A 13,535-nucleotide genomic window follows, 5' to 3' on the forward strand; every position below is an offset into this window, starting at 1 on the left:
GATATACTATCTACAAAAAGTGGCACAACTTAGACCGAAATCAGTGGCACACTTTGCTCCGATATGAGTGGCATAAGTTCGAGCGATTTATCCACACAGAGAGAAATAATCTCTTTGATATCCAATTTTTCCATTAAAGCAGCTTTGCCAATGTACTTCTGTTTTCCCTTTTGAAAAGGATTTTCTTGTAGGTAGTAAGGAATCATGCTTTAAGTATTTAATTACATGAAGTTAAAATTCAGATATAATAATTTTATTACAAATATAAAATTACTTAATATGTTATATATAGCAAATGGTTTATACTATAATAAGACTTCACCGCCATTTTTCGTCGGTGAACAACAAAAAGAATAATACATACTTAACCGACTAATGAATTGATTCTCATTTTAAATATGAGCTTTAAAGTCACTTTTAAAAACAATTTACTTTCTAAATAAGAATTTTTATTAGGAGCTTATTGTTGTATTGTAAGATGTATTACAACTTATAATTAGTGCCTTGCAGAAGTTTTCGAGAATATTAATTTATTTTATTATGCTGCATATGTAGTGTTTGTGGGAGGTATAGAGCTTTCAAATAATAAATGTGTAAAATAAACTATAAATTATTTTATTTAGAGGGTTACCTTTTTGCTTTATTCGGAATTAAGGGGTGTAATAAATGAATAGATCTATCGAAAGATAGGTGGTAACCTGACTCACTACCATTTTAATATTTATTTATTGATAATACATATTAACTAATTCTAAATTTTAATTTATGAAAAAGAACCTTTACTTTTTCCGAGTATGGGTAATGGCCATTGCCATGCTCATTTCAGTAAGTGCTTCGGCTCAGAAGCGAGAACACATTAAAATTGATCCAAACACTCGTTACGACAAGAATGAGCTGGTTTTAAAGTCGGCCATCGGTAGCGATTATCTGATCGACTTTAAGCTAAACTCCTATGATTTGCTCTATATTGCATCGGAGAATGCCTATAAGGTGGAAGCCAACAATATGGGAGATATTCTGGAAAAGGGTAATCCGGCTTTGCCACGATTTGCTCAATCCATCATGATTCCATCAAGTGCGGATATGCAAGTGGAAGTTTTGTCTTCGGAGTTTATCGAAATTAAGGATTTCAACGTGGTTCCTTCAAAAGGTAATCTTACCCGTGATATCGATCCAAAGTCTATTCCTTATAGCTATGGCGAGGCTTATCAGCAGGATGATTATTATCCTTCTAACTTGGCTTCGCTTAATGATCCATACATCTTAAGAAGTGTTCGCGGTCAGGCATTGGTGGTGAATCCGATCACCTACAATCCAGTTCAGAAAACCTTAAGAATCTATACACATATGGAACTGAAGGTGAGTGCAAGCGGAAAAGCATCTACCAAAAATACTTTAACTGGTGTCAAGTCTGCTGCTCCTGACAGGGGATTCGAAAAGGTATATGAGTCTCATTTCTTGAATTACGTTCCTTCGAGCACGAAATACACAGCTTTGAACGATGAGCCTGGCAACATGCTGATTATTTGTTACGATGATTACATGGATGAAATGGCTGATTTCGTTGCCTGGAAAAAGCAGAAAGGAATTCCTGTTGAGATGGTGGCATACAGCACCATTGGTAGTGCTTCGGCTATTAAAACCTATGTGAGTAATTGTTACAACACCAAGGGTTTAACTTATTTGCTATTGGTTGGTGATGCACCACAAGTTCCAACATCATCTACAAGTGCAGGCGATTCGGATAACAACTATGGCTTTATTGCTGGGAACGATCATTACATCGACATTTTTGTAGGACGTTTTTCGGCACAAACTGCTGCACAGGTAACTACTCAGGTAGAAAGAAGCATACATTATGAACGTGATATCAACTCTTCGGATACATGGATTGCATCGGGTGTAGGAATTGCATCCAATGAAGGATCTAACCCCTCAGACGAAGAACACATGAATGCCATTCAAACAAAACTGGAAGGTTATGGTTATACCATTTCGCGCTGTTACCAAGATGGTGGGTCTGCTGCACAGTTGACCAACTTGCTGAATGCCGGTAAAGGAATCATAAATTATGTTGGGCATGGTTCTAATACCGGCTTCGCAAGTATGGTATATACCAATACCAATGTAAACAATCTTACCAACGATAACAAGCTGCCTTTTATTTTTGATGTGGCTTGTGTGAACGGGAATTTTAAGAGCATAACTTGTTTTGCCGAAACATGGTTACGCGCTACACATAACGGCAAACCAACGGGTGCTATGGCAATTTGTGCTTCTACCATCAATCAATCGTGGGTGCCACCTATGATTGCACAGAATGAGATGAACGACATTTTAATTGAGAGCTATGCCAATAACATTAGAAGAACTTTTACTGGTATGGCACTTAACGGGATGTTTAAAATGGTGGATGTTTACGGATCGGGCGGAGAGAATATGATTGACACCTGGACCGTATTTGGTGATCCTTCTTTGCAAGTAAGAACCAAAACACCTACTGTTATGCAGGTAAGTCATTCTGCAACTGCTACTCCTGGCGCTAACAGCTTTACGGTAAACAGCAATACCAACGATGCCTGGATTTCGATGACCCTTAATGGTGAGATTATTGGTACTGCTAAAATCAACAACGGTTCGGCAAATGTAAGCATTAGCCCATTGCCATCAAGTGGAACGATTAAACTTACAGTTACAGGCTATAACAAGATTCCGTATGTTGCTGATATTAATATTTCTGGAAGTGGAGTAGAAGAAGTAGTAGCCAATTTTACAGCGAATAAAACAAGTATTTCTACTGGAGAAAGCATCAACTTTACGGATTTGTCATCCAATAATCCTACTTCGTGGAATTGGTCTTTTACGGGTGGTACACCAGCGGTTAGTACCGCTCAAAATCCTACAGTTACTTACAATACTGAAGGAACTTACTCGGTATCTTTAACGGCAGCCAATAACAGTAGCACCAATACCAAAACCATTACCAATATGATTACGGTAAGTGCTCCAGTATCTCAAACTTACTGCGAAGCAACAACAAATGGCTGTAGTTCTTATGAATACATTTCGAACGTTTCATTCGGAACCATCAACAACAACTCTACTTGTGATGGGTATTCTGACAATACATCCCAGGTAGCAAATGTTGAACAGGGGCTGAGCTATGATATTACCGTAAGCATTGGTCGTCCTGATTCAAGAAACCAGGTAAGTGCTTGGTTCGATTGGAATCGTGATGGAGAGTTTAGCGGAGCGGATGAAGAATACTCTTTAAGTTACAATTATGGAAGTAGCGTTGGTACGGCAACTGGTAGCATCCAGGTTCCTGCTACAGCCAGCTTAGGTGCTACCCGAATGAGAGTGCGAGTTACCTACAATGAAACACCTCAGGCTTGTGGAAATACTAGCTATGGCGAAATAGAGGATTATGGTATTCAGGTAGGAAGTGGAAACAGTTTAAGAGATAGGGCATTAGGAGAGAATGCAAGCATTACGCTGTATCCTAATCCTGCTACCGATTATTTTAAGTTGGAACAAATTGGAATTTCAGGAGAAGTAAGTGTAAAGATCATCAACCTTACAGGTACGGTAGTCAACACATTTGTCTCCGATGGCTCAGATAAGTTTGATATCAGCAACTTAACTAGTGGAATATACATTGTACAAGTAAGCTCTGGAGAAGAAAGTTGGACTAAAAAATTAGTGGTGAAGTAATTAGATATGCTAATCACCCAGGGACTGTTGAATTCCCCTACTCACAGTCCCACCCCTTTTTATTCATTTGGTGCGTGAGTCACACCAATAAGTCTGCCTAAGTTATCATTTAATGTAAATTTAAGTAGTAGTGTAGAACCGGATTTTCGATGCAAATTGATCTTCCGGTTCTTTCTTTTCAATAAAAAGTAGTTTTTAATTGCTTTTGTTTAATTTCACCACTCGTTTGTATGTTCAGACAAAATATTAAAAACATTAGTACAATGAGTCAATATATTTACACACTAAAGCTTAAAGTGCGCGATTACGAGTGCGATATCCAGGGAGTAGTTAACAATTCAGTCTATCAAAACTATCTAGAGCATGCGCGTCATGAGTTTTTGGAATCAATTGGTAGCAACTTTAAGCAACTACACGAAGAGGGAGTAGACGCCATGGTCTCTCGTATCGAAATAGATTATAAAACCTCACTAACCAGTGGCGATGAGTTTGAAGTGCGATTAAATATTGAAAGAGAAGGATTAAAATTGGTATTCAACGAGGATATCTACCGAACATCAGACAATAAACTCTGTGCCAAAGGAAAGGTATTCGTTATTTGCCTTGTGAATGGCAGGTTGAGCAAAGGAGAAGTCTTCGATGAACTGTTTAAAGAATATCTTGTTTAAAATTTACTTTTCTGCATCAGGCAAAATATTGCCTGGTGTGGGATAGTCTTTCCTTCCAGTTCTACTTCCTTAATCTCCAATATCCTAAAATACTGACTCATTAAATCCTGAATTTCTTCTACAGAAGAGAAGTAGAGTTCTGTTCCAATAGGAGTTTTCCTATATTTGCCTTCTCCTCCAAAGTTTTGATCCTTTTTGCTAAAACAAATTGAAAGATAATAGCCACCTTCCGATAAAAGCTTACGTACATTCTGCACATACATTTTCCTGTATTCAGGATAAATATGATGAAGAACTTCAAATTCATAGGCTAGTTCTATTGGAGGCAATGTAATATTGGTAGTCTTACACAAGTCTAACTCATAGAAATCTCCCTTTAAATTCTTGATTCCAAATAATTGATTGGCATGACTGACGGCTATTTGAGAGATGTCTATTCCTGATACTTTGTATCCATTTTGTGCAAAGTAGGCTGCATAATGTCCTAAACCACAACCTAAATCCAGTAAATGCGAAGGTGATGAAACTAGACTTTTTATGGTGTTGATTAAAATATCAGGAGGCGTTTCACGTTTCCATGGTATTTTATCAAGGGGTATTCCTTTATAAATATCTTTCTCATTCATGTTTACCTAAGAAAGAAAAAAACAGCATAATTATCAAGTTACAGGCAATAAAAAAGGATCGAACTCCTCCGATCCTTTCCTAACACAAAGTGTTAACCTTAATCTCAATCTATGATAAAACTACTCTATTCTTTTTTCTTCTTGAATACATTTCAAAGGTAAGGCAATACGCGGTTAAGAGCTGCAAAGGAAAGTTAAAAAAGATTAAATGTAATAGAATAAAAAATGGCTGAGAAACTCAGCCATTTTTATCTAACCATTAACCAACTAACTAAAAAACTCATTTCATGAAAATCCCCTAATTTTCAATTGGCCTATTAGCCTGATATCCTGACAATAACAAGTCGCAAAGCCGTTGTGAGTTTTAATCGGCGGCAAAAGTAGAAAGTATTTGTGAAATTACAAGTCTTGCATGCATAAAATGTGCGCTTTTAAACATTATTTAACACTTCTTATATTGATCTTTTTTCATTTTTAGATTGACATCTATTTATAGTTTCTCTATATTGCAGGTAGAAAGCCTTCCAATTATCTTATTACCACCAAAATATTAGGATATCACAAGTTGTGGCACTGTATATATTGCATTGCTAATTGTGTAACTCTAATACTTTAATTCATGTTCGATCTTGACAAATGGCAGGAGATTTTTGAAACCATCCGAAAAAATAAACTTCGAACCATCCTTACAGGCTTTAGTGTATCCTGGGGTATTTTTATGCTGATTATCCTTTTGGGTTCTGGTAATGGGCTACAAAATGGGGTGTTAGATCAATTCAAGCGTGACGCTATGAATAGCCTCTGGATCTATAGTGGCAGAACCAGTATGGCATTTGATGGCATGCAACCAGGAAGAAGAATACAGTTTACTAATGAGGATTATACTCGCACTAAAGATTCTGGGCTTGATGTAGATAAAATCAGTTCTCGCTATTCCATTTATAGAAATAACGTAATTTCATACAAATCGGAGTACGTTTCCTATGAAATTATTGCGGTACATCCCGACACTGAAGTCTTAGAGAATACGACTTCCCTAAAAGGAAGATTTTTAAATGATGTCGATATAAACCAATATAGAAAGGTGGTAGCCATAAGCACTATTTTAGAGGAAGCACTCTTTAAAAGAGAGGAACCTGTCGGAAAATACATTAAGCTCAATGGCATTCCATTTCAGGTTATAGGAGTCTTTACCGATCATTCAGATAGAGATTTACAAAGGGTATATGTTCCGGTATCCACAGCTCAAAGGGTGTTTAATGGAGCCAATCGAATTTCCAACATGTCTTTTACCACCAATACTCATGATATTGAAGCATTGCAGCAAATGGAGAATCATTTGAGAAAGAGTTTTGCTGCTCGCCATAAATTTGATCCAAAAGACAGAAGAGCCATGTGGATTAATAATAACATGGAAGGTTATCAACGTACCATGGCGTTATTTTCAGGCATTCGAATTTTTGTTTGGATCATTGGTGTATTTACCATTATAGCAGGAATTGTGGGAGTTAGTAATATCATGATTATTGTTGTGCGTGAAAGAACCCGCGAAATTGGAATTCGAAAAGCACTTGGTGCAACCCCTAAATCTATTGTAGGGTTAATTTTGCTAGAATCAGTTCTGATAACCTCTGTAGCAGGATATATGGGATTGGTAATGGGGGTGTTATTATTAGAACTTCTTGCTCCACATACTCAAATCGAATTTTTTATGAATCCATCAGTTGACCTAAGTGTAGGTTTGCAAGCTACGGCTGTACTGGTTTTTGCTGGCTTATTGGCTGGGTTTTTTCCAGCCTGGAAGGCGGCAAACGTCAAGCCAATAGAAGCTTTGGCTGATGAATAGAAAAATAAAACTCATTTCAATAAAAGAAACTTTTAATCACTAAATGAATTATCATGTTTGATAGAGATCGATGGACCGAAATATATATGGCACTTAAAAGCAATAAATTAAGAACATTCCTAACTGCTTTTGGTGTTTTTTGGGGTATTTTCATGTTAATCATCATGCTTGGATCTGGAAGAGGTCTGGAAAATGGCGTGTACCATGGTATGGGCGACTTTGCAACCAATTCAGTATTTATCTGGGCACAGCCAACAAGCAAACCGTATAAAGGATACAAACAAGGACGACGCTATAACTTCACCAACCAGGACACCAAGGCCATTTTGGATAACATACACGAAATTGAGATTCTTGCACCACGTATCCAAGCCTGGGGCGGTGGTGATGGCGAAAATAATGTAATTAGAGGATTGAAAACAGGCGCATTTAGTATTCTGGGCGATGTTCCTGAAGTTAATCAAATAGACCCAGTGACTCTTACATCAGGTAGGTTTATTAACAAAATGGACATCAAAGACATGCGAAAGACTGCTGTTATTGGTAAGCGCGTAATTGAAGTTCTATTTGACGAGGGTGAGGAACCTCTTGGAGAATACATTAAGATTAATGGAGTTTACTTTCAAATCGTTGGAACCTTTAAATCTATGCATAATCAAGGTTGGGGTGATTGGCAAAATCAATGTGTAATTATTCCATTTGCAACCTTGCAAAAAACATATAATTACGGCAATCGAGTAGGACATTATTCCATTACTTCAAAGAAAGAATACTCTGCAAGCTTGGTTGAAGAAAAAGTTAAGAATTTACTACGAAGACGTCATGCCATTCATCCTGATGATCAAAGAGCATTTGGAAGTAATAATGTTGAAAAAGAATTTATTCAAATTAATAACTTATTTATAGGTATAGCTGGCTTAATATGGATTGTTGGCACAGGTACTCTTCTTGCAGGAATTATTGGCGTTAGTAATATCATGCTATTCATTGTTAAAAAACGAACCAAAGAAATTGGAATACAACGAGCTTTGGGAGCTTCTCCATCAATTATAATTAGTTCAATACTTACAGAATCTGTAGTGTTAACTGCAATAGCAGGTTGGATTGGTCTTGTTTTTGGTGTATTTCTTTTGGAGATCATTACAAAAGCAATCCAAAATGGTGGAGGAGATGAAAGTATGTTTTCCAATCCAGAGGTTGATTTCAATATTGCAATTATTGCCTTGGTAATATTAATCATTTCAGGTTTGGTTGCTGGAATAATTCCAGCTAAAAAAGCGATGGCGGTTCGACCAATTGAAGCAATTAGAGATGATGGGTGATGTTATAGTGGCTTGACTATATTGCTGTTTTTTGCTTTATAATAATCTAATTATTATTTTTATTAATTAATAATTAAATATTATGAAAGCTATATTTAAATTAACAAGCATAATTTTCCTTGTATTGTGTTCTATTAGTTGCTTCTCTCAGAGAATTGATGTGAGAGGTAAAGTGGTAGTATTTGACTCTATACCAGTTGTTAATGCTAATGTAATAATAAAAAGTACTAAAGAAACCGTTAAAACCAATCATTTGGGAGTCTTTAAGTGTGAATGTAATGAAAAAGATAAATTAATCGTTCTTGCTAAGGGGTTTAATAAGTATACAATTAAGGTTAAAAAGAAGAACAATGAGTTGATAGGCAAATTAAAATTGGCTAAAATCCCTAAAGCAGCAGAAATTGCAATCAATAAAGGACATATTCTGAAGGTTGATTCATTTAAAGAATTGGCAAAAAAATATTCTGATCAAAAGGATTACTCTAAATATACGTCCTTTATGGATATTATTAGAAACGAATTCCCTTCATTGCAAATTTCAAGTGGAGAAATTATTATACGGGGAAAATCATCATTTTATGGATCAAGTGCAGCAAATATTGAGATTGATGGAGTTATGACAGATTATTCTACTTTGTCTAATTTATCGCCAAGCAATATTGCTAAAATTGAAATTGTTAAAGGGAGTGATGCTGCAATATATGGTGTTCGAGGAGGAAATGGAGTAGTTAAAGTAACTACAAAGAAATAGTTATTATAGAAAATAATAAAAAAGGGTGTCATGTTTGAATTTGACACCCTCTTTGTTTTTAAAATAGCTCCTCTATCGAGAGATACCTTTCTCCTGTATCGTAATTAAAGGTAAGAACTGTTGCATTAGCTTCAACTGAGTTTAGTTGCTTGCTAACAGCAGCAAGTGATGCTCCGGTTGAAATACCTGCAAGTACACCTTCTTTAACAGCTAGTTCTTTTACTTTAGCAAAAGCCTCTTCTTTACTTACCTGAATTGCACCATCGAGTATTTCTGTATTTAAGTTTTTAGGTATAAAACCTGCACCAATACCTTGCAATGGGTGAGGTCCTGGCTGGCCTCCGCTAATTACAGGTGATGCCTCTGGCTCTACAGCAAATACTTTAAGATTTGGAAATTGCTTCTTTAAAATTTCAGCAACTCCACTAATATGGCCTCCTGTTCCAACACCTGTTATCAGATAATCTATACCTTCAGGAAAATCTGCTATAATTTCCTCAGCGGTAGTAGTTCTGTGAATTTCAACATTGGCCTCATTGTCAAATTGTGATGGCATCCAGGAATTAGGATTGCTAGCAATTAACTCTTCGGCCTTTTCAATTGCACCTTTCATTCCCAATTCTCTTGGTGTAAGCACAAATTCGGCTCCATATGCAGCCATAAGACTTCGTCTTTCAACCGACATTGATTCAGGCATTACCAAAATTAACTTATATCCTTTAACAGCAGCTACCATAGCCAATCCAACTCCAGTATTTCCAGAAGTTGGTTCAATAATTATTGATCCTTCCTTTAGAGATCCATCTTTTTCAGCTGTCTCTACCATAGATAATGCAATTCTATCTTTAATACTACCCGCAGGATTCGACCTTTCAAGTTTCATCCATACATTAGCTCCATTAAATATTTTATTAAGTTTTACTACTGGAGTATTTCCAACTCCTTCTAAAATATTGTTCAGTTTCATTTGGTTGATATTTAAATTTGAAAATTGATAATTTTACTTTCATCAAGGTTTGTTCTAACCTTAGTTTCATGCTTGTGATAAACGATACTGTTTGATTCTACACTAGAAGTTAACCAAACATTACCTCCAATAATGCTGTTCCGTCCAATTACAGTATCACCACCTAATATCGTAGCACTTGAATAAATAATTACATTATCCTCCACGGTAGGGTGTCTTTTCTTCTTGGCTAAGCTTTTTTTAACTTGTAATGCTCCTAAAGTCACCCCTTGATATATTTTTACATTGTTCCTTATTATTGCAGTTTCACCGATTACAACACCAGTTCCATGGTCTATAAAAAAAGATTCCCCGATTGTTGCCCCAGGATGAATGTCAATACCTGTTTTTGTATGAGCATACTCACTCATGAGTCTAGGAACAGTAGGAACTCCAAGTCGATGCAAGACATTACTTAGACGATATACCATTATTGCAAAAAAACCAGGATAAGCTATTATTACTTCACCAATAGTTTCCGCAGCAGGGTCAAATTTTTGTATTGCCTCAGCATCTTTTAAAAGTGCGCGATAAACCGATGGTATTTCTATCATAAAATCGTGTGTGATTTCTTCAACTGATTTCTTCAACTGAAAGTTTACAGGTAATAACAAGAGCTTTAAAGTTGATTCCATTTGATAAAGCAAAGACTCTTCTGCACAACAACTCTTACTTCTCCTGGCACTAATAGGAAATAGGGTGTTCATGGCTTCTTCAACAAATCGATGTGCAAGATCTCTTGCAGGCATGTCAATTTCATTGTTGTTTCTGGAAGCTTGTAATTCATCCATTACTTTACTTAAATAACTCATTGCTTTTATGATTTTTAATGTATTGATACGTAATTATTTAGGTAAACTTATAAGTAAACCTATGAGGGGATTGTTAGTAAGATTGATTATCTACTAACAACAGCAACAGCAACAACAGACTTGATTGTTGTTGTATCCAAACCTTTGGGAATAATTTGAAAAGGATTGTTGAATTGAATGCACACCCAATGCAATCGAAGAAGTTCGATCTGATTGTTTGGTTCTGATATGCTTTAAATTCCTTTTCATTTTGAAGTTTCTAGAAGCAAACTTAAAAAAAATAAATTAAACAAGACTCTTAAGTCTGAATATTTCTGTAAAAAAAATGTTATTTATTTTAGCCATGTAAAAAAATAACTTTAACGAGCTTTTTTATTACTTTTAGTATTAGTAACATAAACTAACTGAAAATGAATACATCAAAATATATTTGCCCAAAATGTGGGAGCAATAGCTTTGAAACGGATGAGTTTAGGGCTACAGGAGGAAGGTTTGCTAAAATTTTCGATGTTCAAAATAAAAAATTTACTACAATTACATGTTCCAGATGTTCTTATACGGAATTGTATAAAGGAACAACTAGTCAATTAGGAAATATCTTTGATTTCTTAACCAATTAAAATCATTTTAATGAAGAAAAAATTACTTTTTGTGTGTTTGGGAAATATATGCCGATCGCCAAGTGCCGAGGCTGTTATGAATGGATTTTTAAAAGTAAATATGCTGGATGATGAATTCGAATGTGATTCTGCAGGAACAGGTGGATGGCATGTTGGCGAAAGGGCTGATAGTCGAATGAGAACTCACGCTGCTCGAAGAGATTATGACTTGACAAGCATTGCAAGACAGTTTAATCCGAAAAATGATTTTGATGAATTTGATCTCATTTTAGGTATGGATTCACAAAATGTATCTGACCTGAAAGGAATGGCAAGAAATCCTGAAGATTTGAGTAAAATCAAATCAATGACTGATTATTGTAGCCGATACAAGCACTACAATTCTGTTCCTGATCCATACTACGGTGGGGCTGATGGTTTTGAATTAGTTTTAGATATTTTAGAAGATGCATGTGATGGATTGCTAAAACAAATCGATAAATGATAAAATCTCAAATTATTGAGAAAATAGAAAGCTGGGCAGGATGTAAAATACAGAAAGAAAAATCTGTATCTGGAGGTTCTATTGCTCAAACCAATTTGATTAAACTGGAGGATAACAGAACCTGTTTACTAAAAACGGGTTCTGAGTATTCTGATAGCTTCTTTAAGGAAGCTAATGGCCTTAAAGAGATTCAAAAAGCTACTTGCATCAGAACACCAGAGGTTTATTTTGTTGAAGAAGAATTTTTATTAATGGAGTTCATTGAACAAGGCCATAAAGATCAAAACTTCTTTATAAAATTTGGAAAGCAATTGGCAGATTTACATAGCCGTACCACTTTCAAATTTGGTTTTAAAGAAGACAATTACATAGGTTCGACACCACAGTTAAATATCCCAAAGGGCACAGAATCTGAAAGTTGGATTGATTTTTACTATAACAAAAGATTGTTGTATCAATATAAATTAGCAGAAAAAAATCAACTGGTTGGAAACGAATTAAAAAACGGATTTCTGGTTCTTGAAAATAGGATAGAGGAAATACTGGAAGGTAGCGAAGAAAAACCTTCACTTTTGCATGGTGATTTATGGGGTGGAAATTATCTGTGTGATTTGGATTCTAATCCAGTCTTAATTGATCCAGCAGTGTACTATGGCCATCGCGAAGCTGATTTGGCCATGACGAAGTTATTTGGTGGCTTTACCGATGAATTTTATCAATCCTATAGCAAACACAAGCCTTTACCACAGGGGTACGATTACAGAGAAAACATTTACCTACTATATCATGTACTTAACCATTTAAATTTATTTGGTTCTTCTTATTATGGCCAGGCTGTGCGTTTGGTGTGGTCTTACCTGCACTAAATGCAAATAATTTAACTAAGGAATAAAGAAGTCTTCGGCAATACTTTCAATTTGCTTGTAAGATATTAGTTTGCCCTTTTTATGATATTCTTCCACCCTGATAAGACCTACATTAATTGCATACCACTCAATAAGCGTTGTTTTGTTTCTCAATATGCCAGAGAAATATATTTTATCTGAGGAGATTTTATAGCATTTAAATTTACCTGCAGGCGTTTCAATTCTTTCAACACCATCAACCTTTCGATTTACCAACAAAACAGTCATAGACATTAAAACTGAGCCTGTGCCACGAAGGATATCAGCTTTACAGCTAGCTTCGGGAAGAATTTTACCTGGAATTGGTTTAATTGGTAAAACAACTCGATCCGCATCGATCTTAACGACCATTTTCTGGTAGGAATCTAATTGAATCGGATCTAAATATCTCTCGGCACCAATATAGAAGTTGGAATCTTTAGAGGTGAAATGAAAGTATTGATAGAAGGTGTTTTGCTTGACAGTTGTAATCTCTGATTCGATATTATATCTTATTTTTCCTGTTGAATCTTTTGATTTACTAGCCAATTGCCAAACCTCTGTGTAAGCTTTTCTATTTTTATGATCGTAATTCACATATTTAACTTTAAAATTCCTCTTAGAAGGCATGTATGAGTAATCTCTTTGTCCAAAACAAAAAGTAGAAATCATCAAGAATAAAAGAGTAGAATATATACGCTTCATCAATTCTGTTTTAAAATAATGATTGTATTAAAAATAAATTTACATAAATTTCAACTGAGCAAAAAACTTTAAAGCCTAATATTTATAAGAAGTTCAT

Annotated in this window: 13 protein-coding genes; 8 read left to right on the forward strand and 5 right to left on the reverse strand. The window is 35.5% G+C overall.

The window, feature by feature from the left end; translation table 11 throughout:
- Positions 1 to 29 precede the first annotated feature (29 nt).
- Positions 30 to 206 carry a hypothetical protein gene (locus tag M0051_RS03615; RefSeq protein WP_306740179.1) on the reverse strand — a complete coding sequence of 59 codons (177 nt, stop codon included), beginning with the start codon at positions 204 to 206 and terminating at the stop codon, positions 30 to 32.
- Positions 207 to 765: 559 nt separating this feature from the next.
- On the opposite strand from M0051_RS03615, the gene M0051_RS03620 reads away from it, so the two are divergent.
- Entirely contained in the window at positions 766 to 3,714 is a 2,949-nt protein-coding gene (locus M0051_RS03620; RefSeq protein ID WP_306740180.1) for a C25 family cysteine peptidase, read from the forward strand.
- A gap of 263 nt (positions 3,715 to 3,977) precedes the next feature.
- Positions 3,978 to 4,382, forward strand: a complete 405-nt coding sequence (locus M0051_RS03625) for a thioesterase family protein (protein ID WP_306740182.1) — start codon at positions 3,978 to 3,980, stop codon at positions 4,380 to 4,382.
- Here the strand turns inward: M0051_RS03625 and M0051_RS03630 are convergent.
- Entirely contained in the window at positions 4,379 to 5,008 is a 630-nt protein-coding gene (locus tag M0051_RS03630) for a class I SAM-dependent methyltransferase (RefSeq protein ID WP_306740183.1), read from the reverse strand. The two genes, M0051_RS03625 and M0051_RS03630, sit on opposite strands and share 4 nt — an antisense overlap.
- Before the next feature lie 619 nt (positions 5,009 to 5,627).
- Between M0051_RS03630 and M0051_RS03635 the strand changes: the two genes are divergently transcribed.
- From M0051_RS03635 to M0051_RS03645, 3 genes are all read left to right on the forward strand, one after another.
- Positions 5,628 to 6,854, forward strand: a complete 1,227-nt coding sequence (locus tag M0051_RS03635; protein ID WP_306740184.1) for an ABC transporter permease — start codon at positions 5,628 to 5,630, stop codon at positions 6,852 to 6,854.
- A 53-nt stretch (positions 6,855 to 6,907) separates the two neighbouring features.
- A complete protein-coding gene (locus M0051_RS03640; RefSeq protein ID WP_306740185.1) occupies positions 6,908 to 8,176 on the forward strand; it encodes an ABC transporter permease in 1,269 nt (422 codons plus the stop codon).
- Between the two features lie 82 nt (positions 8,177 to 8,258).
- Positions 8,259 to 8,927 (forward strand): TonB-dependent receptor plug domain-containing protein, encoded by a 669-nt coding sequence (locus M0051_RS03645; RefSeq protein ID WP_306740186.1) that lies wholly within the window; start codon positions 8,259 to 8,261, stop codon positions 8,925 to 8,927.
- A 58-nt stretch (positions 8,928 to 8,985) separates the two neighbouring features.
- Here M0051_RS03645 and cysK read toward each other — a convergent pair whose 3' ends face one another.
- A complete protein-coding gene (gene cysK, locus M0051_RS03650) occupies positions 8,986 to 9,894 on the reverse strand; it encodes a cysteine synthase A (RefSeq protein ID WP_306740187.1) in 909 nt (302 codons plus the stop codon).
- Between the two features lie 11 nt (positions 9,895 to 9,905).
- Complete coding sequence (locus M0051_RS03655) at positions 9,906 to 10,745, reverse strand: serine O-acetyltransferase (RefSeq protein WP_306740188.1); 840 nt, start codon at positions 10,743 to 10,745, stop codon at positions 9,906 to 9,908.
- A 410-nt stretch (positions 10,746 to 11,155) separates the two neighbouring features.
- Here M0051_RS03655 and M0051_RS03660 point away from each other — a divergent pair, with 410 nt between their 5' ends.
- From M0051_RS03660 to M0051_RS03670, 3 genes are read left to right on the forward strand one after another with little or no spacing between them, the layout of a single operon-like run.
- Positions 11,156 to 11,365, forward strand: a complete 210-nt coding sequence (locus tag M0051_RS03660) for a zinc ribbon domain-containing protein (protein WP_306740189.1) — start codon at positions 11,156 to 11,158, stop codon at positions 11,363 to 11,365.
- Between the two features lie 10 nt (positions 11,366 to 11,375).
- The gene (locus M0051_RS03665) at positions 11,376 to 11,849 is read left to right on the forward strand and encodes a low molecular weight protein-tyrosine-phosphatase (RefSeq protein WP_306740190.1); all 474 of its coding nucleotides are present in this window, start codon (positions 11,376 to 11,378) and stop codon (positions 11,847 to 11,849) included.
- Positions 11,846 to 12,715, forward strand: a complete 870-nt coding sequence (locus M0051_RS03670) for a fructosamine kinase family protein (protein WP_306740191.1) — start codon at positions 11,846 to 11,848, stop codon at positions 12,713 to 12,715. Before M0051_RS03665 ends, M0051_RS03670 begins: the two co-directional genes overlap by 4 nt.
- Positions 12,716 to 12,730: 15 nt before the next feature.
- Here the strand turns inward: M0051_RS03670 and M0051_RS03675 are convergent, their stop codons facing one another.
- Positions 12,731 to 13,438, reverse strand: a complete 708-nt coding sequence (locus M0051_RS03675) for a hypothetical protein (RefSeq protein ID WP_306740192.1) — start codon at positions 13,436 to 13,438, stop codon at positions 12,731 to 12,733.
- Positions 13,439 to 13,535: the final 97 nt, after the last annotated feature.

The organism is Marinifilum sp. D714, assembly GCF_030851345.1.
Lineage (GTDB): Bacteria > Bacteroidota > Bacteroidia > Bacteroidales > Marinifilaceae > Marinifilum.